This is a genomic window from Streptomyces sp. NPDC005963 (assembly GCF_040638655.1).
In the GTDB taxonomy this organism is placed as follows: domain Bacteria; phylum Actinomycetota; class Actinomycetes; order Streptomycetales; family Streptomycetaceae; genus Streptomyces.
Map to the genome: position 1 here is coordinate 79,231 of NZ_JBEXVD010000012.1, position 22,934 is coordinate 102,164.

General features: G+C 68.3%; 20 protein-coding genes. 10 read left to right on the plus strand and 10 right to left on the minus strand.

Going from position 1 to position 22,934, the window contains the following annotated elements; translation table 11 throughout:
• The first annotated feature begins 38 nt into the window (after positions 1–38).
• Both ABZ348_RS18290 and ABZ348_RS18295 read left to right on the plus strand, forming a co-directional pair.
• Positions 39–542: an FBP domain-containing protein gene (locus tag ABZ348_RS18290; RefSeq protein WP_358934161.1), complete on the plus strand. Its 504-nt coding sequence runs from the start codon at positions 39–41 to the stop codon at positions 540–542.
• Between the two features lie 116 nt (positions 543–658).
• A complete protein-coding gene (locus ABZ348_RS18295; protein WP_358934162.1) occupies positions 659–2,095 on the plus strand; it encodes a glutamate decarboxylase in 1,437 nt (478 codons plus the stop codon).
• A gap of 51 nt (positions 2,096–2,146) precedes the next feature.
• On the opposite strand, the gene ABZ348_RS18300 is transcribed toward ABZ348_RS18295, so the two are convergent.
• Positions 2,147–2,788 (minus strand): PadR family transcriptional regulator, encoded by a 642-nt coding sequence (locus ABZ348_RS18300; RefSeq protein ID WP_358934163.1) that lies wholly within the window; start codon positions 2,786–2,788, stop codon positions 2,147–2,149.
• Positions 2,789–2,848: 60 nt separating this feature from the next.
• Between ABZ348_RS18300 and ABZ348_RS18305 the strand changes: the two genes are divergently transcribed.
• Entirely contained in the window at positions 2,849–3,592 is a 744-nt protein-coding gene (locus ABZ348_RS18305; RefSeq protein ID WP_358934164.1) for a VOC family protein, read from the plus strand.
• A gap of 99 nt (positions 3,593–3,691) precedes the next feature.
• On the opposite strand, the gene ABZ348_RS18310 is transcribed toward ABZ348_RS18305, so the two are convergent.
• The 3 genes from ABZ348_RS18310 to ABZ348_RS18320 form a co-directional block, all read right to left on the minus strand.
• A complete protein-coding gene (locus ABZ348_RS18310) occupies positions 3,692–4,240 on the minus strand; it encodes a DinB family protein (protein ID WP_358934165.1) in 549 nt (182 codons plus the stop codon).
• A 279-nt stretch (positions 4,241–4,519) separates the two neighbouring features.
• Complete coding sequence (locus tag ABZ348_RS18315) at positions 4,520–5,977, minus strand: aldehyde dehydrogenase family protein (protein ID WP_358934167.1); 1,458 nt, start codon at positions 5,975–5,977, stop codon at positions 4,520–4,522.
• A gap of 72 nt (positions 5,978–6,049) precedes the next feature.
• Entirely contained in the window at positions 6,050–6,931 is an 882-nt protein-coding gene (locus tag ABZ348_RS18320) for a helix-turn-helix transcriptional regulator (protein ID WP_358934169.1), read from the minus strand.
• Positions 6,932–7,272: 341 nt separating this feature from the next.
• On the opposite strand from ABZ348_RS18320, the gene ABZ348_RS18325 reads away from it, so the two are divergent.
• Positions 7,273–7,779: an ATP-binding protein gene (locus ABZ348_RS18325; RefSeq protein WP_358934171.1), complete on the plus strand. Its 507-nt coding sequence runs from the start codon at positions 7,273–7,275 to the stop codon at positions 7,777–7,779.
• Positions 7,780–8,280: 501 nt separating this feature from the next.
• On the opposite strand, the gene ABZ348_RS18330 is transcribed toward ABZ348_RS18325, so the two are convergent.
• The 4 genes from ABZ348_RS18330 to ABZ348_RS18345 form a co-directional block, all read right to left on the minus strand.
• A complete protein-coding gene (locus ABZ348_RS18330; RefSeq protein WP_358934313.1) occupies positions 8,281–8,523 on the minus strand; it encodes a DUF397 domain-containing protein in 243 nt (80 codons plus the stop codon).
• Between the two features lie 355 nt (positions 8,524–8,878).
• Positions 8,879–10,921: an FUSC family protein gene (locus tag ABZ348_RS18335; RefSeq protein WP_358934173.1), complete on the minus strand. Its 2,043-nt coding sequence runs from the start codon at positions 10,919–10,921 to the stop codon at positions 8,879–8,881.
• Positions 10,922–11,200: 279 nt separating this feature from the next.
• A complete protein-coding gene (locus ABZ348_RS18340) occupies positions 11,201–12,307 on the minus strand; it encodes a DUF2786 domain-containing protein (protein WP_358934175.1) in 1,107 nt (368 codons plus the stop codon).
• A 448-nt stretch (positions 12,308–12,755) separates the two neighbouring features.
• Positions 12,756–13,406: a lipoprotein gene (locus tag ABZ348_RS18345; RefSeq protein WP_358934177.1), complete on the minus strand. Its 651-nt coding sequence runs from the start codon at positions 13,404–13,406 to the stop codon at positions 12,756–12,758.
• Between the two features lie 139 nt (positions 13,407–13,545).
• Between ABZ348_RS18345 and ABZ348_RS18350 the strand changes: the two genes are divergently transcribed.
• Together ABZ348_RS18350 and ABZ348_RS18355 are read left to right on the plus strand one after the other, a co-directional pair.
• Positions 13,546–14,103 carry a sugar O-acetyltransferase gene (locus ABZ348_RS18350; RefSeq protein ID WP_358934314.1) on the plus strand — a complete coding sequence of 186 codons (558 nt, stop codon included), beginning with the start codon at positions 13,546–13,548 and terminating at the stop codon, positions 14,101–14,103.
• A 66-nt stretch (positions 14,104–14,169) separates the two neighbouring features.
• Positions 14,170–15,882, plus strand: a complete 1,713-nt coding sequence (locus ABZ348_RS18355) for a bifunctional 3'-5' exonuclease/DNA polymerase (RefSeq protein WP_358934179.1) — start codon at positions 14,170–14,172, stop codon at positions 15,880–15,882.
• A gap of 219 nt (positions 15,883–16,101) precedes the next feature.
• On the opposite strand, the gene ABZ348_RS18360 is transcribed toward ABZ348_RS18355, so the two are convergent.
• The gene (locus ABZ348_RS18360) at positions 16,102–16,476 is read right to left on the minus strand and encodes a VOC family protein (protein WP_358934181.1); all 375 of its coding nucleotides are present in this window, start codon (positions 16,474–16,476) and stop codon (positions 16,102–16,104) included.
• 751 nt (positions 16,477–17,227) lie between these two features.
• On the opposite strand from ABZ348_RS18360, the gene ABZ348_RS18365 reads away from it, so the two are divergent.
• From ABZ348_RS18365 to ABZ348_RS18380, 4 genes are all read left to right on the plus strand, one after another.
• Positions 17,228–17,722 (plus strand): hypothetical protein, encoded by a 495-nt coding sequence (locus ABZ348_RS18365; protein WP_358934183.1) that lies wholly within the window; start codon positions 17,228–17,230, stop codon positions 17,720–17,722.
• Positions 17,723–18,561: 839 nt separating this feature from the next.
• Positions 18,562–19,716, plus strand: coding sequence for a PLP-dependent cysteine synthase family protein (locus tag ABZ348_RS18370; protein WP_358934316.1), 1,155 nt, complete (start codon positions 18,562–18,564; stop codon positions 19,714–19,716).
• A complete protein-coding gene (locus ABZ348_RS18375; RefSeq protein ID WP_358934185.1) occupies positions 19,713–21,026 on the plus strand; it encodes an MFS transporter in 1,314 nt (437 codons plus the stop codon). The genes ABZ348_RS18370 and ABZ348_RS18375 overlap by 4 nt, the downstream gene beginning before the upstream one ends.
• 330 nt (positions 21,027–21,356) lie before the next feature.
• Positions 21,357–21,782: a hypothetical protein gene (locus ABZ348_RS18380; RefSeq protein ID WP_358934187.1), complete on the plus strand. Its 426-nt coding sequence runs from the start codon at positions 21,357–21,359 to the stop codon at positions 21,780–21,782.
• A gap of 150 nt (positions 21,783–21,932) precedes the next feature.
• Here the strand turns inward: ABZ348_RS18380 and ABZ348_RS18385 are convergent, their stop codons facing one another.
• Positions 21,933–22,517 (minus strand): histone deacetylase, encoded by a 585-nt coding sequence (locus ABZ348_RS18385; RefSeq protein WP_358934318.1) that lies wholly within the window; start codon positions 22,515–22,517, stop codon positions 21,933–21,935.
• Between the last annotated feature and the right edge of the window lie 417 nt (positions 22,518–22,934).

Genomic DNA, 22,934 nt, shown 5'->3' on the forward strand with positions numbered 1-22,934 from the left:
CGATGTCACACCGCGGTGGGCTTGGGTACGGTCCCCCAGTGGAACCGTTGACCGAAAAACAGATTCGTACGTCCCTGGTGAACTGCTCCAAAGGCGAGGCGGGCCGGCTCAAGCTCCCGGCCGACTTCCACGAGCTCCCCTGGCAGGACCTGGACTTCCTCGGCTGGATCGACCCGGCTGCGCCGCTGCGCGCGTACATCGTCGTGCCGCGCGACACCGGCCCGCTGGGCATCACCCTGCGCGTACCCGCGGCCGGTCGCACCAGCGCGGTCAAGACCAGCATCTGCGGCATCTGCCTCACCAGCCATGCATCGTCGGGGGTGAACCTCCTGGTGGCGCCCCTCAGCGGAGCCCGGGGTCGCGATGGCAACACGGTCGGGCTGTACGTCTGCGCCGATCTGGCCTGCTCGCTCTACATCCGGGGCAAGCGCCAGCCGAAGCTCCGCATGGCACGGTACGAGGAGAGCCTCACCCTCGCCGAGAAGTCCGCGCGGAGCCTGGGCAACCTCGACGCGTTCCTCGCCAAGGTCACCGCGGAGTGACCCCGGCCGGGTGGTCGCCCCCGGGTGGCCGTCCCGCGTTGCGGGTGGAGGGCCGCCGTACGAGCCTGACCTGAAGGAACACCCCGACGCGCGGGGACCGGAAGGCGGCGAGGCGGATGTCACTCCACCGGGGCGTGAACAGCCCACGCGACAAGGGATCGGCCTCCGACGAGGAGCCGCGCAGCCGGATGCTGAACCCCTTCTTCGGCGAGGCGGACCCGGTCAGCGGAATGACGTCCGCGCCGCCCACCCACCGGCTGCCCGACGGGCCCATGCCGCCGATGACCGCGTATCGGATCGTCCACGACGAACTCATGCTCGATGGGAACGCCCGGCTCAATCTCGCCACCTTCGTCACGACCTGGATGGAACCGCAGGCCGGGGTACTGATGGGTGAGTGCCGGGACAAGAACATGATCGACAAGGATGAGTACCCGCGGACGGCGGAGTTGGAGCGGCGCTGCGTCGCCATGCTCGCGGACCTGTGGAACGCCCCGGATCCCGCCGCTTCGGTCGGCTGTTCCACCACAGGCTCCAGCGAGGCGGCGATGCTCGCGGGGATGGCGCTCAAACGGCGTTGGGCCGCGCGCAACCGCGACCGCTATCCGTCGACGGCCCGCCCCAATCTGGTCATGGGCATCAACGTCCAGGTCTGCTGGGACAAGTTCTGCAACTTCTGGGAGGTCGAGCCCCGGTTGGTGCCGATGGAGGGTGACCGCTTCCACCTCGACCCCCAGGCGGCGGCGGACCTCTGCGACGAGAACACCATCGGTGTGGTGGCCGTCCTCGGCTCGACCTTCGACGGGTCGTACGAGCCGGTTCAGGAGATCTGTGCCGCCCTCGACGCGCTCCAGGAGCGGACCGGCCTCGATGTTCCCGTCCATGTCGACGGGGCGTCGGGCGCCATGGTCGCGCCGTTCCTCGACGAGGACCTGATCTGGGACTTCCGGCTGCCCCGGGTCTCGTCCATCAACACCTCCGGGCACAAGTACGGCCTCGTGTACCCCGGGGTGGGCTGGGCCCTGTGGCGCTCGCAGGACGAGTTGCCCGAGGAACTCGTCTTCCGGGTCAACTACCTCGGCGGGGACATGCCCACCTTCGCCCTGAACTTCTCCCGCCCGGGCGCGCAGGTCGTCGCGCAGTACTACACCTTCCTCAGACTGGGCTGGGAGGGCTACCGCGCGGTTCAGCAAGCCTCGCGCGACGTCGCCTGCAAGCTCTCTGACCGGTTCGCCTCGATCGACGAGTTCCGGTTGCTGACACGGGGCGACGAACTCCCGGTGTTCGCCGTGACCACGGCGCCCGGGTTGAAGAGCTTCGACGTCTTCGACGTGTCCAGGAGGCTGCGCGAGCAGGGCTGGCTGGTCCCCGCGTACACCTTCCCGAAGAACCGTGAGGACCTGTCCGTCCTGCGGGTGGTCTGCCGCAACGGCTTCTCCGCGGATCTGGCGGACCTCCTCGCGGAAGACCTCGACCATTTGTTGCCGGAGTTGCGCAAGCAGCCGGGGCCGTTGAACACCGACATCGCGAAGGCGACGGCGTTCCACCACTGAAGCGGGGCCCGGGGCGTTCGCGCGCACCGGCCCTCGGGAGGGCGGGGCGCGCTAGCGCTCGTCCTCGGCGTGGACCTCGCCGGTCGCGTAGGGGTTCTCCACGCCCTCGGCGAGGACGGCGCGGAAGACCTCGCCCTCTCCGTCGAAGGTGTACGCGCCGCGCTCGATGCGCTCGATCAGACCGCGCGTCCATTCGGCGCCGAAGTCGGCGGACGCCACCCAGAGGCTCATGATCTCCCCGATGTGACCGAGCGATTCGGGACCGGCTTCGGGGGTGTAGTACTCGGTGACGGAGGAGCGCCAGTCCTCGATGCCCTGGATGCGTTCCTTCAGGAGTTCCACCGCCTCGGCCCGGGGGAGGTAGACGATGAAGCCCACCGCGGCGGACAGGACGTCGAGCCGCTCGTCGTAGGCGGTCAGGGACTCCCGCAGCATCCGGAAGAACTCCTCGCTGCCCTTGTCGGTGAGCTCGTACTCCGTGCGGGGCGGGCCACCGACCGTGGAGGGGGCCACCTCATGGGCGCGCAGGAGGTCCTGTTTCGCCATCTGCTTGAGCGCGTGGTAGATCGAGCCGGGCTTGGCGTTGGACCATTCGTGCGCCCCCCAGAACTCCAGGTCGTTGCGGACCTGGTAGCCGTGCGCCCGTCCGTGCTGGCGCACGGCTCCGAGAACCAGCAGACGGATCGCTGACATCGACCGAAACCCCTCTCAACAACTTTGACTAGTGTATTCAAACTTGACTACGCTGCAAGCATGACCGAGAAGGCCATTCCGCTCCTCCCGTGCCGCTCCGAGCTCATCCAGGCCGTGGTTGATTTCTACACCGCCCTGGGATTCGAAACGACCTTCCACCAGCGGAGCCCCTATCCGTACGCCGTGGTCCAGCGCGGCTCCGTGGAACTCCAGTTCTACGGAATGAAGGAGTACGACCCCGCCGGTTCCCACTCCGGCTGCTACATCCTCACCGATGACGTGGATGCGCTCCACGCGTCGTTCCGCGACGGACTGAAGGCCGCCCACGGCAAGATCCCCACCCGCGGACTGCCCCGCATCGGACCGCTCAAGAACATGTCGTACGGGGTGCGCCAGTTCCTGATCACCGATCCCACCGGGAACACCCTCCGCATCGGCCAGAGCATCGACACGGGCGGTGGGCACCACCGGCCCGCACCGAAGGACACCTTCGGCCGGGCCCTGCACACGGCCGACCTCTACGCCGACTCCAAACAGGATCTCCCGGGAGCAGCCAAGATCCTCGATCGGGTGCTCGGGCTGACGGACGAGCAGCCGACGCCGACCCAGTTGCTGAGACTGCTGGTCCTGCGCGGCGACATCGCCCATCGACTCGGCGACGCGCCCCTCGCACACCGGCTCCTGGAGCGGGCGGCGGACATCACGCTGACACCACAGGAGCGCACGGCGGTACGGGACGATCTGGACCGGCTGGCGGTCCTGCACCTCGCACCGGGTGCCACAGGCTCGGACCTGCTCGGCTGAGATAAGTCTGCCCGAACCGAGGCGTGCCCGACCGGTTCGATCCGGACGGGCACGCAGACGGGCAGAACCAGTGGACGGGCAGAGCTAACGGGGGCAGAGCTAACGGGCGGCCGACTGCTGTTCCAGGGCGACCAGGTCAAAGGCGGATGCGCCGTCCAGGGACTCCCGGATGATGTCCGCGTGCCCCGCGTGCCGCGCGATCTCCTCCACCAGGTGGAGCATCAGCCACCGCATCGAGACCCGCCCCTCCTTGGGGAACCAGGGGGCCTCCGGCAGCGGGAAGGTGTCGTCCAGGCTGGGCACGCCGCGGACGAACTCCTCGGTCTCCTGCGCGACCGAATCCCAGAAGGCGAGCGCGCCCGGAATGGTCTCGCCGTCGACCAGCCGGAAGCCGTCCGCCCAGGTCTCCTCCGTACGCTCCTTCTCGTTCGGCCGCTGCTGGGCCATCCGCAGCCAGTTCAACTCGGTCTCGGCAACGTGCTTGAGCAGACCGGACAGCGACATCTCGCTCGCGCTCGGACGGCTCGCCGCCTGCTCCTCGGTGAGTCCGATGACCGATCGCCGAATCGCCCCTCGCTGCGCCTCGGCGAAGAGCAGTAGTGCTCCGCGCTCGTCGCCCGGAGTCTCCGCGGGTACGTGGGTCACCATGGTGTCCGCCCTTCCGGCCCCCAGAGGGGAACCTGACTCTCCAGGAGAGGCTGGTGCCTTCCTGATGACACCGCAAACGCTAGAGGGCATTGAGGACAACTTCGGTCCTCAATGCCCTCCGGGCAGATACTCGGCGCTCATCGTCGGGAGCGAGCCGCGTGGGCGGTCAACAGCGCGCCTCATGAGGACGCACACCATGTCAGGACTCGGGCCCATGCGACACGGGCCTGTGCGACATGGGCCTGTGCGACATGCGCCCGTTCGGCGTGGGCGCCGCGGTCAGAACGGGAAGTGCGAACGACCGTGCTGCACCGAGATCCACTTCTGGGTGGTGAACGCCTCGATCATCGACTCGCCGTTCAGTCGGCCGCTGCCGGAGTGCTTCTCACCGCCGAAGGGCACGATCGGCTCGTCGTGCACGGTGCTGTCGTTGATGTGGATCATCCCGGTGTGGATGCGCTTGGCGATCCGGACGCCCCGCTCGATGTCGGCGGTGTGCACCGCGCCGCTCAGTCCGTACGGAGTGTCGTTGGCGATCTGCACGGCCTCGTCCTCCCCGTCGAACGGCACGATCAGCGCCACCGGCCCGAAGATCTCCTGTCCGAGTACGGGGGAATCGGTGGCGATGCCGGTCAGCACGGAAGGCCCCACGAGATTGCCTTCGGCTGTGCCCCGCAGCAGGGCGGTGGCACCCGCATCCACCGTCTGCGCCACCAGCGAATTGACCGCGTCGGCCTGTCGGGGGTTGATCAGCGGGCCGATGTGGGTCGCGGGGTCCGAAGGGTCGCCGACCTTGAGCGTGCGCACCTTGGCCACGAACTTCTCGGTGAACTCCTTCTCCACCGTGCGGTCCACCAGCACCCGATTGGCCGCCATGCAGACCTGTCCCTGATGCACGAATCGGCTGAAGACCGCCGCATCCACTGCATAGTCGATATCCGCGTCATCGAGGACGATCAACGCGCTGTTTCCGCCAAGTTCCAGGATGGCGCGTTTGAAATTGGCTGCACAGACCATGGCGACGTGTTGGCCGACCTTGTCGGAACCGGTGAAGGAGATTGCCTTGGGCACCGGGTGTTCGATCAATGCATCGCCGATTTCGGCTATGTCGGTGATGACGACATTGAGCAGTCCGGGCGGCAGGCCCGCATCCTCGAAAACCTTGCCCACCAGGGCGCCGCCGCAGATAGGCGTGTTCTGGTGCGGTTTGAGGACCACCGCATTGCCCAGGGCCAGGGAGGGGGCGACCGATTTGATCGACAGGAGGAACGGGAAATTGAAGGGGCTGATCACTCCGACGACCCCGACGGGCAGTCGGTAGACGCGGTTCTCCTTGCCGTCCACCGGGGAGGGGAGGATCCGGCCCTCGGGGCGCAGGGCCAACTGGATGGCCTCGCGCAGGAACTCCTTGGCGAGGTGCAGTTCGAAGCCGGCCTTGAGGTACGTACCGCCCAGTTCGGCGATGATCGCCTCGGTGATCTCCTGTTCCCGGTCCTCGATGATGCGCAGGGCGTTCTCGAAGACGGCCCGCCTGCTGTAGGGGCTGGTCTCACCCCATGCCACCTGCGCACGCTCGGCAGCACGGTACGCCTGGTCCACCTCCGCGGCCGTGGCCACGGTAATGGACGCGAGCTTCTCCCCGTCATAGGGATTGAAATCGATGATGTCCCAGGAGCCGCTACCGGGCCTCCACTCGCCATCGATGTACTGGTAGGCCAGATCGGTGAACAGGGACATAGGACTCGATTCCTCACCCGTCGTCGGAACCTCACATAAACGTGCCTGATGACACGTCACTATACTTGCGCTTTATGTGAGTTGGAGTAGACCACGGAGAACATCACGGCTCTCCGCCGGGTCGGGACTGTCCTCTTGCAGCCGCTTCATCACCCGGTCGTACTGGGCGACTTCTTCGCGCTTGTCCAGATAGAGCGCACTCGTCAACTGCTCCAGATAGACGATGTCGGACAGATCCGATTCGGGGAATCGGAGCATGCAGAAGGAACCGCTCTCGCCCGCATGGCCACCGAAACTGAAGGGCATCACTTGGAGCGTGACGTTCGGCTGCTCCGAGATCTCGATCAGATGCTTCAACTGCCCCTGCATCACTGCGCGATCCCCGTAGGGCCTGCGCAGGGCCGCCTCGTCGAGGACGGCGTGGACCTCGGGCGGACGCTCGGAGACGAGGAGCTTCTGACGCTCCAGGCGCAGCGCGACGCGTCGGTCGACGTCCGCCTGTCGGGCGCCGGGCTGACCGCGGGTGACCACGGCATGGGCGTACGCCTCGGTTTGGAGCAGCCCGTGGACGAACTGCACTTCGTAGAGCCGGATGTGGGAGGCGGCGGCCTCCAGTCCCACGTAGGTCTGGAACCAGCCAGGAAGCACATCGCCGTAGCTGTGCCACCAACCGGCCACATTGGCCTCTTTGGCGAGGCCGAGCAGAGACTCGCGCTCCACGTCGTCGGCGACCCCGTAGAGCGTCAGCAGATCCTCGATGTCCCGCGCCTTGAAGCTCACCCGGCCCAACTCCATACGGCTGATCTTTGATTCCGATGCGCGGATCGAGTAGCCGGCTGCCTCACGGGTGATACCGCGCGACTCGCGCAGTCTCCTCAGCTGGGAACCCAACAGGATGCGCCGCACCACGGAACCGCCCCCTGGCCCTGCGGCCCACGACTCGCCTGCGGTCACGACTCCCACCCTCCCCATCCTTCGCCATATGTCTCGTTCGGTCCGCTGCGGACTCGTACACAGAGTGGGTCACCCCCGAGACCCCAAGTGCGGGATTCTGCCACCAAAACACTTCGGGGCGTACTCATTCAGTTACGGAAATAGGAAGCACTTGGGAAGACCATGAAAGAGTCCCGGGAAAGATATAGCCAAGAACCACCACGGAAGGGACAGCCCGGGCGCGTGCACGTGCATCTGCCCTTGCATCTGCCCATCGCATTCGGAACGATGGTCTACACCGCACCTGCGTGCTCGTTCGTGTTGTAGCGCCACAGCCGCGATTGCCCCAGGGAGTGCCTCGCATGGGAACGAATGGATCGACCATGCTCAAGCCGTTAAGGCAGGGCCTTCCCCCAACGGGTCCCTCACGGGTATCCAGTTCGGCCTCGTGTTCGCTCACCGCCCGCTTGGAAGCGGTCCGCGGAGCCCGGCACTTCACCAGGTCGACGCTCCAGCAGTGGGAGTTGAGCGACCGTTTCGACGACGTGTCCCTCGTCGTCTCCGAGCTGGTCACCAACGCCCTCCGGCACGGACTGCCCGAAGAGGCCGCGGACGACCCCGAACACCCGCCCGTACGACTCCACTTGCTGCGCTGGCCCGGGCGCCTGGTGTGTGCGGTGCGCGATCCCAGCCCCGAGACGCCCGGCACACCGTTCGACGAGGACGTGCCGTTCCCCGACCCCCGCGGCACGGCCGAGTCCGGCCGGGGCCTGTTCCTGGTGGACTCCTTCAGCGACAGCTGGGGATGGCATCCCCTCGCGGGCGCCCTGCACGGCAAGGTCGTCTGGGCGCTGTTCCAGCTGCACTGAATCCCGTCGGACGACCGGGCCTTCGAACCGGGGAGCGGGCCCGGCTATCGGGGGGCGGGCCCGCTTCTCTCCAACCTTTCGCGCTGTCTGCGCTATCTGCGCTATATCCGCTGTCTCCGCTATCTCCGCCCCGACGGGGTCTGATGCATCCTCAGCAGCAATCGGCGGTGCACCCTGGGGTATCGACGCCGGCCACCTGGGGCGCGCGTTATCAGTCGAGGGCGCACATCAGTGCCGACCGGAGCGCAGCGCACGCCGTCGGCGCGCGAAAGTCCCCCGGAGCTGACCCACGGCCGGCACCGCCCCGACGGCGACACTGTCGGCGCCGGGCGGCATCGGCGGGGACCGCACACGACGACGACGCTGGCGCCGTACGCGGCCATCCACCGGGCGCCCGGCCTCATGTCCGTTCGACAGTGCCACCGATGTCAGCTGTGGCACCACCGTACTGTCCACCAACACCCCTTCTTCGAAGGGGAGTTGGATTGGCGAGGAGGGCGGTCAGTTCCCTGCGATCAAGTGGTCGAACTCTCCGTCCTTGACGCCCATCAACATCGCCTCTATCTCGGCGGGCGTATAGACGAGTGCGGGGCCGTCAGGATGGCGGGAGTTGCGCATGGCGACGTTCCCACCGGGCAATCTGGCGAACTCCACACATGATCCTTGGGAGTTGCTGTGCCGGCTCTTCTGCCAGACGACCCCATGGAGCTCTGTGGCCGCCATGCCGTTGTACGCGTGGTGCACGAGTCGCTCCCGGGGTACAAGGTGCATGTGTCAACTGTCCCGGATCATAGCTGTGTTTCACGTGCGAATGCATAAGCGTTGGCACGCGCAGATGCACGTGCACGCGGGGTGTTGCTTCGGTTACAGCTCCAACCCATTACAGATCGGGGGGTGTTGAAGTTCGTCGCCCGGATGCGATGGTCGACGCCGTGCTGTCTCCGCAGGCCGGACGGGCCGAGTGTGAGGTCCCGACGATGGACGGTTTCCGCGTTCGGGCCTTGGGTGTGCAGCGTACTCGGCCCGCCCCCGAGCAAGGTGCACCCCCCGAGAAGGCAATGTGCACCACCGAGCCCTCCCGCCCTTCGGGACCGGGGGCCTACCGTCGAACGCCTTCGTCGAGCGCCTCGGTCAACTCCACCAGCGCCTCACCGAGAAGTACCGTTCCGCTTCCCAGCACGGGGTGATCGTCATCCCACACGGCCAGCGCCTGCTGCACCCGGTCCCAGTTCAGACTGCGGCGCTCCTTGACCGCTCTCGCCGCCCGCTCGCCGTCCTTGCGCAGGGCGTCGGCGAGCTCGGCCGCAGCCGGGACGGGCACCGCGCCGTGCTCGGGCAGATGGGCCTCCATCAGCATCGCCCCCCGACCGAACTGCCCCAGCGCATGATCGGCCGACTCGGCGGCGGCCCGGGTGAGCCCCCTGGTGCGCACCGGTTCGTGGATCGCCCGGGCCAGCGCCTCCTGCCAGGCGATCCGAGCGTCACGGGCATCCAGCAGCGAACGGCGCAGGTCCTCGCCCGGGCGGTCGGCCGGGTTGGCGTAGTGGTCGACGACCGCCGCCGCATAGCGGCAGTCCGCGATCAGCCAGTCGGCGAGCCGATTGCGGAGCCGAGGGGTCTCCCAGGCGGGGTACAGGGCGTACGCCAGCATCGCGAGCAGACCGCCGAGCAGGGTCAGCAGGACGCGTTCGGGGACGGTCTGCCCGGCCTCCTCACCCGCCATGCCCAGCAGGAAGACCACGTAGGCGGACGTACAGATGTTGGAGGCGACGTATCCGGTGCGCATGACGAGGTACATCCCGAACGCGCTCAGGATGGCGAGGGCGCAGGAGATGCCCACACCGGGGTGGGCGAGTTGCTCGACGGCGGTCGCGAGACCGACGCCGACGAGGGTGCCACCGAAACGGGCCACGGACCGGGAGTACGTCTGGGAGAAGTCGGGCCGCATCACCATGACGGAGGTCATCGGCGCCCAGTAGCCGTGCCCCAGGGAGAGGGCGGCACCGAGGACGTATCCGGCGCACACCACCACCGAGACCCGGATCGCGTGGCGCAACACGGGTGAGCTCCACCGCAGCTCGCCCCGTACGGAACGCAGGGCTCCGGGCAGCAGGCTCAGCAGGGAGGGCCGGTCGCGGATCGGTCCTTCGTCGGTGCCGTCGCCTTCGGCCTCCTCCACCACGTCGTCGAGCAGGGCGACGAGTCGCAGCGCGGCACGGCGGGGCGGCCCGCTCAGGACGGTGACGGTGTCCGGGGTCTTGAGTGCGTCCACCGCGCCGGCCGGCATGCGCACGGGAACGCCGTGGCGGACGGCCCGGGCCACCGCGTCGAGGAGGGAAGCGGCTGCGGAGAGCACTTCCCGAACCCGGTCGCGCTCCGGGCCCTCGGGCGATGCCCCGACGGCGGGATCGGCGAGGGAGGCGAGGACCGGTCTGATCCGCTCGGCGACGGCCCGGGTGCCGTGCAGTTCCGCGGGTCTGCGGCGGGCTTGGCGAGGGGTGACGGCGGCGGCGCTACGGGCGAGCATCAGCGGGCCGGGGTCGAAGGACGCGATGGGGTCGTGGCGTAGCCTCCGCGCGTAGTCGGCTTCGGCCGCGAGCGCGTCGGCGAGCGCGTCCCGTTGGGCACCCCAGCGCCGTACGGGGAACAGGACGATCAGCGCCGCCTGGACCAGCCCTCCCACCGCGATCATGGCCGCATGGCCGGCGGCCGTCGCCACCGATGTGGGGAGCGTGACGGTGACCAGCATGATCGCGACGTTGGACGCCGCGATGATCCCGGTCGTGGGGCCGATGGCCCAGGCGAGACCTGCGCCGAAGGTCCAGAGGAAGAGGAGCGACACGAACAGGGGGAGTTGGAAGCCGACCAGATAGCCGATGAAGGTGGAGACGGCGAGCGTGCCTCCGGAGATCAGGGCGAGTACGGCGCGGGGGCGCCAACTGCGCTGGAGGGTGGCGATGGCGGCTTGGAAAGCACCGAACGCGGAGCTGACGGCGACGACGGGGCCGAAGAGGGCGAGTGCGGTCCCCACGACCAGGGCCAGCCCGACGGCCCCTCGCAGGGCGACGAGGGGTTCGAGCCGCCGCCGTTCGAGCGTGAGCCCGGAGCGGGTGGTGTCCTTGAGGGCTCGAAGCCAGGTCATGGGGGGAGATTAGCCACTTTGATCACTTATCTAACGATTCACGCGCATGGAACGCCCACCTCTGACCTCGCGTTCGACTGATTCGATCGCGTCGGAGCGGTTCGGTCACTCCGGTCAGACCGGTCAGAGCAGCTGGTCCGGCTGGTCCGATCCGTCTGACTGGCCGGGCTGGTTCCGCTGGTCCCGCCGGTTCTGCCGGTTCTGCCCTTGCTGGTCTGGCCACCGGTTCGGCCTGGTCGGCCAGGTCTGCGACGGGGCGCATCAGGGATGCAGCACCCCTCAGCGCCCCGGCAACGTCCGCCGCTCGGGGGACACACGGGCCTGGTCCGCCGCCTCCCGGCCGTGCAACCAGCCGGCCTCGTCGGTGACGCCCCGCACGCGGGTGGTCGTCGTACGCGGAAACAGTTCGTCGGTACGGGCCGTCACGGCGACCTCGCGCGTGGCCAGGACCGGCAGGAGGTCCTCCGGCGCCGACACGCCCTGCGCGGCTGCGGAGAGCCGCTCCCCCAACCGGGCTGCGTACGCCATGAGGAACGACTGACGGAACGTCTTCGTACGCTTGCGCCCACCGGCCCGTTGGGCCCCTTCGGCCCGCGTCATCGCGGCCGTGCCCTGGACCAGCAACGAGGTGTACAGCAACTCGACCGATTCCAGATCCCCCTCGAACCCGACCACGGTCGAGAACTCGAAGGCGCTGTTCCACACCGCGCGACAGCGGTTCGCCGATGCGGCGGCGTCGAGCAGGATGGCCTTCGCCGTCTCGTAGGGCGGATCCACGCCGATGCGGCAGGCGGAGGGCGCGGTGGACTTCGGGGCCAGGGACGCGTCGTCCACGCTGTGGCGGGACATCAACTCCTGGGCCTTGGCGGTGAGCGCCTCCGCCTCATCGGGGTACGTCGTCGCTTCCGCCTTGGCCAGGAGCGCGCGTATCCGGTTCAGCATGCGGGGCTCGTATCCCGACGGTGCGACGAACGGCTCCCCCGGTACCGGGCCCACCGGTTCGATCGGGGGAAGGCGGGACAGGACTCGATGGAGCTCCAGCACGGCCGTGGCCCGGGAGAAGCGGTCCGCGCGCCACGGCGTCCCGTCCAGTTCCGCGAGCTGATCCGCCCAGCGCGGAGGGAGCCTCGCATAGCTGCCGGTCTCGGCGAGGACCAGGGCGCCGAGCAGCCGGAGGTGCGGCTCGGCCAGCTCGCGTCGGACGCACCGCAGGAGGTCCGCCGGCTGCCAGCCGCGCTCCCATGCCTGTCGGACGAACTCCTCGCCGCGCCGCTGAAGGAGTGCGTCCGTCCCGGGGTCGGCCGCCAGTAGGGAGGCAGCCCGGTCCAAGGATGCGTCGTCCTCCCCGTACAGCGCAGCGGCCAGCGCGTCGCCCAGCACGGTCACGGCCTTCACCTCCTTCGTCCACGATCATTGCAGGTGGAAGCCGGTCCCGGCCCCCGACCCGACTCCGGAGCCCAGCCCGGAGCAGGTGCGGGGCGCACTCCCACTGCACGCCACGGTAGACGGCTGCGGTGTCGGGCACTCGATTCATCCACAGCCTGTGGATATCTTTTCGAGCAACCCGAGCTCCCGAGCAACCCGAGCGAATCGAGCGCTCGGCATCGAGGAGTCGCCCCAGGCCGCAGGACGACATCGACCCTCCGCGCGACACACCACCGGAAACCGGAACCCAGAATCGGGCATCGGGCATCGAACGGCGGCGGCGCAGGAGCACGGATGAGCCGGGTCGAGCAGCACGCCCGAAGGACGGGGACGCCGATCGGCAGGTACGCCCATTTCCCGACCCCGGCACGGAAGACGGCGAGGAGCAGGCGCCCCTCACCGTCGGGTTTCAGTTGGACGTGAGCGTCTTCTTCGCCAGTTCATAGGCGGGAAGCATCGCCTCGTGTTGCACCGAGTCCATTCCCCCCAAATCGAACACGACCACGCCCTTGGGCGTGGAGAGGGCAAAGGCCCGTTCCTTCCTGGGGGTGTCCAGGAACTCATTCACGTTCAGGTAGGACACTTCAGCCACCTTGAACTCCCCCGCTTCCCCCTTCGTGAACACCTCGCTCTTGCGGTCCTTGGCGTTCTCCGCGACGAAATCCTCCAACACCGAGCGGGGATCGTCTCCCGCCTTGCCCCCGAGCCAGATCCGCAGGAAACCCACGATTCCAGCCGGTTTGGCATCGATCTCACACTTGAGCGTCACGGGTCCCACGGCAGTCAAACCGAACTGGGTGTCCTCCTGCACCGCCTCCGCCGTCCAATCGGCCGCGTGGTCGAAGGACACGGGCAGTTCGCAAGGCGTGCCCTTGATCCCGACCTTCCCTCCCGCTACAACGGCCTTCGTCGGCGCACTGCTTGGTGCCGTCTCTTTCTGCGCATTGCCGACGGGCCGATCGGGTTTCGGTTCCGTCTCGGCCGAGCACCCGGTCAACAGCCCTATCGCAACAACACCGATACCGGCTCCGCGTACGGTTCTACGCATGGCGCGCGCCATGATCCCCCACCCCTGGTTGCATCAGACAGTCATGCTCGATCCTAGAGATCCGTATGACCCGCCGGGGCCCTGATGGCCACTCCGCTCGGCCGATCGAGTGCCCCGCATCGTTTTTGCTTTCGGAGTCGGGAGGCTCGCTGTGGGAGAGAACAAGCAACGGATGCTCGCAGGCGACTGGTATCTGCCCCAGGACGCGGAGTTGGTGGCGGATAATCAGCGCCGCTTCGAATTGTGTGCAGCCTACAACGGAGCAGGCGGGGCGAAGGCCGAAGAACGGACGGCAATCCTGTCCGAGCTGCTCGGCTCGATGGGTGAGGGCGTTTTGATCCGACCGCCGTTCCAATGCGACTACGGCAGCCATATCTCCATCGGCGACCACGTCTTCGTGAATTTCAACGCCGTGTTCCTCGATGCCGCGCCCATCACGATCGGGTCCCATGTGCAAATGGGCCCGAACGTACAGCTTTTGACACCGACACATGAGTTGAATGCAGCGCTCCGCAAGGCGGGATGGGAGAAGGGCGAGCCGATCGCCATCGGAGACAACGTCTGGCTGGGCGGTGGGGTGATCGTCTGCCCCGGGGTGACGATCGGCGAGAACACGGTCGTGGGGGCCGGCTCGGTGGTGACCAAGGACCTGCCGGCCGGAGTGCTCGCGGTGGGCAACCCGGCCCGAGTGATCCGGACGCTCGACTGAGCCACGACCGCGACCGCACGGCCGGCGTACCCCTGAGTGTCAGACCCGGCTGCCACACTCACACCCATGGACGGACGCTGGGCACTGGCGACGGAGGGGGACGGGGTACGACTGGTCCCCCTCCGCCCCGACGGGCTGCCCGCGGGGCCCGTCGTCCAGGAGCCCGATCTGGTCGCCGCGGTGCGATCGCGCCCCCGGGTCGATCGATGGGTGTGGAGATCGACTGCGGAGGTCTATCCCCGTCTGCTGGCGGCCGGAGTCCGCGTGGAGCGTTGTTACGACATCGAGGGCGCGGAACAACTCCTGCTCGGCCACGAAGGGCGGCTGGGCGAACCGCGGTCGGCAGCCGCAGCAGTGGCCCGGCTGCACGGCGGCCCGGTGCCAACCGACCCGCCGCAGCGCGCCGCCGAGCCCGGCTCACAGTCCTCCCTGTTCGAACCGCAGCCCGTCGCCGTTCCCCTGGAATCGCTGCTGGAGGTGTACGGGGACCAGTTGCGCCGGCATGAGGCGGCCGAGCATCCGGGGCGGATGCGGCTGCTCACGGCCGCCGAGTCCGCGGGCATGTTGGTGGCTGCGGAGATGAACCGCGCGGGGCTGCCGTGGCGCGCCGATGTCCACCGCCAGGTGCTGCACGACCTGCTGGGCGAGCGGTACGCGGGAGGCGGTGAGCCACGACGGCTCGCCCAGCTCGCGGACGAGGTGTCCCATGCCTTCGGCAGGAGGGTGCGTCCCGATCTCCCGGCGGACGTGCTGAAGGCGTTCGCGCAGGCGGGAGTGAAGGTGCGCTCCACGCGCCGGTGGGAACTGGAGGAGATCGACCATCCGGCGGTCCGGCCGCTGATCGCATACAAGAAGCTGTACCGGATCTGGGTCGCCCACGGGTGGGGCTGGCTCCAGGACTGGGTGCGGGACGGCCGCTTCCGCCCCGGATACCTACCGGGCGGCACCGTCTCCGGCCGCTGGACGACCAATGGGGGAGGCGCACTCCAGATCCCGAAGGTGATTCGACGGGCGGTGGTGGCGGACGACGGCTGGCGGCTCGTGGTCGCGGACGCGGACCAGATGGAACCGCGCGTGCTGGCCGCGATCTCCCGCGACCCATGGCTGATGGACATAGCGGGCCATGAGGGCGATCTCTACGCCCTGCTGTCCGACCGTGCCTTCTCGGGCGATCGGGACCATGCGAAGTTGGCACTCCTCGGTGCGATCTACGGCCAGACCTCGGGGGACGGCCTCAAGAACCTGGCGGCCCTGCGTCGGAGGTTCCCGGCTGCCGTGGCCTATGTGGACGAGGCGGCCAGAGCCGGCGAGGAGGGCCGTCTGGTGCGGACGTGGCTGGGCCGGACCAGTCCGCGCGCCGTCGGATCCGGCGACGACGAGGAGGCGGGCCTCCCCCAGGAGGACCCGACACCCGCGGACCCCGCTGGATTTCCCGGCTCGGCGTCCGGGGCCGACGGCGAGTTCACCCCCGGGTACGCCTCGACCAACGCCCGGGCCCGTGGTCGCTTCACCCGCAACTTCGTGGTGCAGGGCAGTGCGGCGGACTGGGCGCTGCTGATGCTGGCGGCCCTTCGGCGGGCCACCGCGGGCATGCGTGCCGAGTTGGTCTTCTTCCAGCACGACGAAGTGGTCGTGCACTGCCCGCAGGAGGAGGCCGAGTCGGTGGTGGCGGCGATTCGGGAGGCCGGAGAGTTGGCGGGGCGGACCGCGTTCGGTGCCACACCCGTGAGGTTTCCCTTCACAACGGCGGTGGTGGAGTGTTACGCGGACGCCAAGTAGAGCCTGGCCCTCGTCCAGCCGAAAGGGGCTGCCCCGGGGAAGGTGGCGTGTGTCATCACCGCGTGATGCGGGACAGCGGTCCGGATGCCAGCGGTGGACGGTCGACAGCGGGACCCGAGGGGGCCGGCCGCGGCCGGCCCCACCCCCTTCACGACGGTGACGCTCCACCATGACGACCCGCAAGGGAAGGACCGACAGGGTGGACGATTCCGCTCCGGTTCACTTGTCCGCGGCTGCACCCTGGTCTGAGGGCGCGGGTTGGAGCAGCCCGATCCGATTGCCGTCGGCATCCTTCAGGACGGCGGTGAGCTTGCCGCCCCCCACGTCCCGGACCCCCTCGACCTCTTCGGCCCCGGCGATGAGGAGCGTTTGCAGGGTGTCCTCGATGTCATTCACATGCCAGTAGGACAGGGGTGCGGTCATGCCTCGGGCATGGCCGTGGGGGTCGAGCCCGATGTCCTGCCCGGCGACCCGGAAGCCGACGTAGTTCGGCTCGTCCACGGCGGGCTCGACCTCCAGCAAGGCCCTGAACAGGGCCTTCGCCTTCGCCAGATCCTTCACGGGATAGATGACCGTCTGGATGCCCTCGGCCATGGCATTCCCTCCTCGTACGGTTCGCGGCTGTCGGCTCAGGTATGCCCCGCAGTGGCGCATCCGCGTGACGGGAGCCGCGAAAAGGACCCGAGTGCCGCAGCCGACCGGGGGAAACGGACGGCTGCGACGGCTCGGGAAGCAGGAGTAGGCGGCACCAGGAGCGGGAGGCGGCTTCCCGCCCTCCCGGCCCAGCAGGAGGAGTCGGCGCACGGACCACATATGCCTCGGGACGGATCGGGACGGACCGCTGTCGCTCCGGGGCCGGAGTCGACGGTGGTGCATACGGATCCGCGGAACAGCATCCGGGGATGCTCACGTCCATCCCGTATCGCTCTCGCCCTCGTACTCGTCGAGCAGCAGGAGGGTACGGCTGGATCATGACGTTGCACGATGCGTACCCGGCGGTCAGCAGGCGGCACCGCCGGGCAAGGCCACTCGGGTAGCGCTCAACCGGACACGGTCCCCGGCGGACAGCTCCGACCATGGTGTTCCTGGGTTTTCCGGGTTTCTCTACGGCCGGATGACCTTCCGTCCGCCGCTCCCCTGAGCAAGCCATCCCCGCACAACTCGGAACCCATCCACCCCACCTACATCACAACCCCCGCCGAGCAACCCGTCCGAAAACATTCGACGCACATCGGGGCAGCTATCCCCCGTCCGTGCCCGGGTGCAACAAATGTCCATCGCATCGAATTCCGCAACGCCGCCGCCGAGTTGTCATTGATCGCACTCAACCGGCTATCATCACGACATGATTACGGCGCGGTCACCCATCGGTGTTCTGCGGCCCGCGACATTTCGTGGCCCGCTGCACTTCCTATGGCTGACCCTGCTCGTACTGGGTTTGCTTTCAGCGCACGGCACCAACGCCGAAGGAATCACTCACCACCCGACCAGCACCGCATTCCTGACAGTGAATGCCGGCCAGCCGGTGACCGACGCCCCGACCGTGAAGGGCGAGAGCGGAAGCACCTCGCACCAACGTGCCGTCGACGGGGCCCTGGGAGCGAGCACCGACGGCGCGCGCGCCTCGGGCGAAGTGCACACGGGTGGCTCTGTGCACCACATCGAACAGTGCATGCCGACGCAGCCACAGTTGACGCCTTCGTCACACCTGCCGTGCCCAGCTGCACTGACCCAGAGTTCCCGCAGTGACTGGACACCTCCTGCGCCTTCTCTCGACGGCTCGTCGGGCACCATGACCGTCGCCGACGACGCACGGGCGCACGACGTCCTACGGATCTAGGCCCTGAGCACCTCGCGGACCGGTACAACGACCCGGCCCGCCGATCGACCTCCCCCGGAACCATCGCCGCAGCCCATTCAACCCCGTTGAGCCACGGGGTCCATCAGTGCTGCCCGAATGTTTCTTTCGATCCCTCTCAGGCCATCCCAGCCCCTTCGCCAATCCTCTTCCTGACGATTCACCTGACAGTTCGCCTGGCGGTTCACCCAGTGCGTCAACAGGGAATGGAAGACGCTCGGAGGACAAATGTCATTACGCCATCCCATCATTTCCGTGCGCCTCCGATCGAGAATGCGCAGAGCGTTCACCCTGGGTGTTCTCATCGCTCTTGTCGCCGTCGCCGCAAGCTGTTTCACCCATTCCTCCCCGGCCGGGCACTCCCACGCCGGAGCGCCCACCCCATTGGTCCTGCCCTCCGCCGCGGAAGCCACCACGGGCCACCCTCCTGTCACACCGAGCCCGTCGTGCCCACCGGACAGCCGTAGCCACCGAACCAAGCCGAGCGAACAGGCCCCGCCAGTTGCCCCCGGCGCCCGTACGGTGGAAGCGCACCCTTCGCCCGCGGACGGGACAGCAGTTCGGGACTCATGCGGGTCGCGGCCGACCGCTCACGGCGCCAGAACCGGACGGCTCACCCTCCTTCGCATCTCCCGGTGGCGCATCTAGGAGGCCGGTTCCACACCAGCCGCCCGATGACGCCACCGACCGAAGTGAGCACACCACCCATGTCCCCCCTCTCCACCAACCCAGCTGCCGGCCCCGCAACACCGTTGACGACGGACCGGACCATCGCCGCGTCCGCAGACACCGCTTCCCCCGGCCGACAGCCCGACTCCCCCATCGCCCGAGCGGCGACCACCCCCGCGCGCACCGCGCTGTCGGGGCTGGTCGGCAACACACCCGTCCTGCGCATCTCCGCCCCCTTCACCCCTTCGGACCGCGGGTTCTGGGCGAAGCTTGAGGGGTTCAACCCCGGGGGCATCAAGGACCGACCGGGTCTCCACATGGTGGAACGCGCCAGGGCACGCGGCGAGCTCAAGCCGGGCGCCCGCATCATCGAATCCACCAGCGGCACGCTCGGGTTGGGGCTGGCACTGGCGGGAATGGTTCACGGTCACCCCGTCACGTTGGTGACCGACCCCGGCCTGGAGCGTTCCATGACCCGGCTCCTCACCGCCTACGGCGCGCAGGTCAACGTGGTCTCCGAGCCGCACCCGACCGGAGGCTGGCAGCAGGCCCGACGGGATCGCGTCACCCAGCTGATGGCCCGCCACCCGGGCTCCTGGTGCCCCGACCAGTACAACAACCCCGACAACACCACCGCGTACACGCCGCTGGCCCTGGAACTCGCCGCCGAACTGGGTCACATCGACGTCCTCGTGTGCAGCGTGGGTACGGGTGGCCATTCGGCCGGCGTGTCCCGGGTGCTCCGCCAGCTCTACCCGGAGCTGCGGCTGGTCGGCGTCGACACCATCGGCTCCACCATCTTCGGTCAACCCGCGCGCCCCCGGTTGATGCGTGGTCTCGGCTCCAGCATCTATCCGCGCAACGTCGCGTACGACCACTTCAGCGAGGTGCACTGGGTGGCCCCCGGCGAGGCGGTGTGGACGTGCAGGCAACTCGCCGCGTCCCACTACGCCACCGGAGGGTGGAGCGTGGGAGCCGTCGCCCTGGTCGCGGGTTGGCTGGCACGCACCCTGCCGACCGACACCCGGATCGCGGCCGTCTTCCCCGACGGCCCCGAGCGCTATCTGAGCACGGTGTACGACGACGACTACTGCGCCGCACACGGGTTGCTCGACGAGCGGCCGGGCATCGAGCCGGACGTGGTGGGCCGCACGGACGAGAAGGAAGTCACCCGCTGGACCCGCTGCCCGGCCGTGGTGGATCCCCTGGAGTTGGCGGCTGCCAACGGCGCCGCCCGCGAGGACTCCCCCGTACCCCCTTCGAGCACCAAGAAGGCGGCGGAAGCCACCAAGGGTGCGGACCGATGAGATCGACCGTCGGCCAGATCCGCTCGTACGAGAAGAGCGTCCAGCTTCTGATGGTCAATCAGTTCACCATCAATCTGGGCTTCTACATGCTGATGCCCTACCTGGCCGCCCATCTGTCCGGCACGCTCGGGCTGGCCGGTTGGATGGTCGGGCTGATCCTGGGGGTACGGAACTTCAGCCAGCAGGGCATGTTCCTGGTCGGCGGGACCCTCGCCGATCGACTGGGGTACAAACCGCTGATCGTCGCCGGGTGCGTCCTGCGGACCGTGGGTTTCGCGACCCTCGGACTCGTCCAGTCGCTGCCCGCGCTGATTGCGGCGTCGGCGGCGACCGGACTGGCGGGGGCGCTGTTCAATCCGGCGGTCCGCGCCTATCTCGCAGCCGACGCGGGAGAGCGACGCGTGGAGGCGTTCGCCCTCTTCAACGTCTTCTACCAGGCCGGCATCCTGCTGGGGCCGTTGGTCGGAATGGTGCTGACCGGGGTGGACTTCCGGGTGACCTGTCTGGTCTCGGCCGCCGTCTTCGCGGTGCTGAGTGTCGTACAGATCCGCAGTCTGCCCGCACGCCGGGGCGCGGACGCCGGGTCCGACCGAGCCGACGGCCCCGAGGCACGGGTGCTCACCCAGTGGCGGAACATCCTCCGGAACCGCCCGTTCGTGCTGTTCGCCGCGGCGATGGTCGGCTCGTACGTCCTGACCTTCCAGGTGTACTTGGCGCTGCCCCTCGAAGTGCGTCGCGTCGGCGGGGACGGTGGTGCGAGCACGGCGGCCGTTGCGGTGCTCTTCGCCGTCTCCGGGCTGTCGACCATCGTCTACCAGACACGGGTGACGGCCTGGCTCAAGGCACGGGTGCCGGCGGGGCGGGCGTTGGTGTGGGGGCTCCTCGCGATGGCGGCGGCGTTCACTCCTCTCCTGGTCGCCACCGCGCTGCCCGTGCCGGATGCAACCGTGGGTCGCTGGCTCTTCGCGGCCGTGCCGCCGACCCTGGCCGCGCTCCTGCTCGCCTTCGGGACGATGATTGCGTACCCGTTCGAAATGGACACGATCGTGCAGCTCTCAGGTGACCGACTCGTCGCCACCCACTACGGGCTCTACAACACGATCTGCGGAATCGGCATCACCCTGGGCAATCTCCTCACCGGAGTCGCGCTGGACACCGCGCGCAGCGCCGGGCTGTCGGCGCTGCCGTGGATCGCGCTGATCGCCCTCGGTCTCCTGTGTGCTGCGGCGCTCAACGCGCTCCACCGAACGGGCCGGCTCGCCCCCGTGGGGAACACCCCCGAGGCCGTGGTGCGGGCCAAGCCCGCGTAGGACACGGAACGGCGGTGGGGGCGGGCGTCCATGGGCGCTCACCCCCACCGCCGGAACGCCCGAACCGCTGACGGCGCCCTCGCGCCAAGGTGTCCGAAAGCCATGAGTCCTCGCCGTGTTGAACGCTACAACCGCCCGTAAACGCCCGCTTTCCGCCATGCTCGAAACTACTAGACCAATTTTCAACGCCGCCCCTTACACCATTGCTCTATGTGCAGGTGGGCACTACAAAGCGCATATCATCTATGTCACAATCCGGACGCACCACCCGCCAATCACCCCTGAGTGGGCCCACCATGTCCCCTACAGTCACGCACGTCCAGGGGGACCATGCGCACCTCAACGACCACCACGGCCATCGTCACGACCCTGCTGCTCGCTTCGCTCGTGGGCTGCGGAACCGTCGACGGCACCACCACGCCGGGAACGACCGCTCCTTCCCCCGGGGGTACCGAAAGCGCCAAACAGCGGTTCCTCGTCGACGCCTTGAGCGCGGACTTCGAGGGCTGGACGGACTTCGCACCCATCGAGACCGACCTCGCCCACTACCCATCGGAATGGTGCAAGGGACTGAAATCTGGGCGAAGCGTTAAATACCTCTTCAACAAGGAAGAGGGCAACTTGTACCCCTCGGGGAACGACTGGAACACCACCAAGCCCGACGCCAACAAACTGCTGCTCATCGCCGTGGACACGCACTGCCCCGAGCTGCGGAACCAGGTGACGACGGAGTTCATCGAAAACGGCGAACTCTGAGCAGGACCGCCGAGCGGTGTGGCTGACGTCCCAGCGGAACGGCCGCACCGCCACCACCACGGGTCGCAACCGTGTCACCGTCCGGGTCGAGCGACGGACGGTCCCGGCCACACGACGGACGAGCGGGCCCGGTCTCGCGACGGACGAGCCTCAAGGTCGAGTGAAGACCAGCCGTGCCACCTCGCCCGGGTCCCAGGCGCCGGCCACCCCGGGAGCACGCGCAAGGTACTCGGCGACGGCATCGGCCTCCCAGGCCCCGCACGCCAAGAGACCCGCGGCGAGATGCCGCAGATACGCGGGCGCCGGCCTGCTCGCCTCGACGTCCCGACAGCGCCAGGGAGCGGTGAACGTGCAGATCGGAACACCCTCCAAGGACCCCGGACACACCAGGGTCTCGTAACGCCCCGGCCCGAGCACGGACCGCCCCTCGGTCAACGCGCCCCCAAGATCGAGGTCCACGCCGGGGCTTCTCCCCATCTCCTGGGCGACGATGTCGGAGAACTGCTGCACGGTGAGGAGATGGGCGCGCGCCCACAGCACTCCCTCGGCGTCGGGATCGTAGAACGCCCTTCCGCCGGTCCAGACGGGTGACTCAGTGGCGAAGTAGAGCGTCCCGGGCACCTCCAACGCCACCGAACGCCGTGGCTCGCGGTGATCACGACACCCCGGATAGGTCCGCGCCGCCCCGGCGGGCCGACCACCGACGAGGTAGTACCGCAGCCGGTCCACATCCATGTTGGAGCCGTAGGAGGCGTACCAGACCAAGGGAACGTCGACGGCAGAAGCGGCAGCCGAACGCTCCGGCCGATGCACGGTACTCAACGGACACTCCCGACGGACGTCGTGGGCGGATGACGCGGACCTTCCCCGAGATCTGATCATCCCGCGGGACGGAGACGACACGCTTGCGTGCGGCGCACCTCCCCTTCATCGTGCCGCCCCAATCAAGCGCTCCGATGTTGGCCGACCGGACGGAGCCCATCGTCGGGCGACCCATGATGCTGGGCGGATGCGTCAACTGGAGGTGTCCGTCGTGACAGAGAGCCGCGCCGTGGTGAACCGAACCCCGGGCCAGGAGGACGGTGGTCGGTCCGCGGCCCCTGAAGCGGTCCGCGAAGCGGTTCCTGAAACGGCCCCTGAAGCGGTCCGCGA

What these genes read in the sequence shown, in the direction of transcription:
- ABZ348_RS18295 (WP_358934162.1), top strand. Translation starts at nt 659, where the DNA reads ATGTCACTCCACCGGGGCGTGAACAGCCCACGCGACAAGGGATCGGCC.
- ABZ348_RS18300 (WP_358934163.1), bottom strand. Translation starts at nt 2,788, where the DNA reads ATGTCAGCGATCCGTCTGCTGGTTCTCGGAGCCGTGCGCCAGCACGGA.
- ABZ348_RS18305 (WP_358934164.1), top strand. Translation starts at nt 2,849, where the DNA reads ATGACCGAGAAGGCCATTCCGCTCCTCCCGTGCCGCTCCGAGCTCATC.
- ABZ348_RS18310 (WP_358934165.1), bottom strand. Translation starts at nt 4,240, where the DNA reads ATGGTGACCCACGTACCCGCGGAGACTCCGGGCGACGAGCGCGGAGCA.
- ABZ348_RS18315 (WP_358934167.1), bottom strand. Translation starts at nt 5,977, where the DNA reads ATGTCCCTGTTCACCGATCTGGCCTACCAGTACATCGATGGCGAGTGG.
- ABZ348_RS18325 (WP_358934171.1), top strand. Translation starts at nt 7,273, where the DNA reads ATGGGAACGAATGGATCGACCATGCTCAAGCCGTTAAGGCAGGGCCTT.
- ABZ348_RS18335 (WP_358934173.1), bottom strand. Translation starts at nt 10,921, where the DNA reads ATGACCTGGCTTCGAGCCCTCAAGGACACCACCCGCTCCGGGCTCACG.
- ABZ348_RS18345 (WP_358934177.1), bottom strand. Translation starts at nt 13,406, where the DNA reads ATGGCGCGCGCCATGCGTAGAACCGTACGCGGAGCCGGTATCGGTGTT.
- ABZ348_RS18355 (WP_358934179.1), top strand. Translation starts at nt 14,170, where the DNA reads ATGGACGGACGCTGGGCACTGGCGACGGAGGGGGACGGGGTACGACTG.
- ABZ348_RS18360 (WP_358934181.1), bottom strand. Translation starts at nt 16,476, where the DNA reads ATGGCCGAGGGCATCCAGACGGTCATCTATCCCGTGAAGGATCTGGCG.
- ABZ348_RS18365 (WP_358934183.1), top strand. Translation starts at nt 17,228, where the DNA reads ATGATTACGGCGCGGTCACCCATCGGTGTTCTGCGGCCCGCGACATTT.
- ABZ348_RS18375 (WP_358934185.1), top strand. Translation starts at nt 19,713, where the DNA reads ATGAGATCGACCGTCGGCCAGATCCGCTCGTACGAGAAGAGCGTCCAG.
- ABZ348_RS18380 (WP_358934187.1), top strand. Translation starts at nt 21,357, where the DNA reads ATGCGCACCTCAACGACCACCACGGCCATCGTCACGACCCTGCTGCTC.
- ABZ348_RS18385 (WP_358934318.1), bottom strand. Translation starts at nt 22,517, where the DNA reads ATGGATGTGGACCGGCTGCGGTACTACCTCGTCGGTGGTCGGCCCGCC.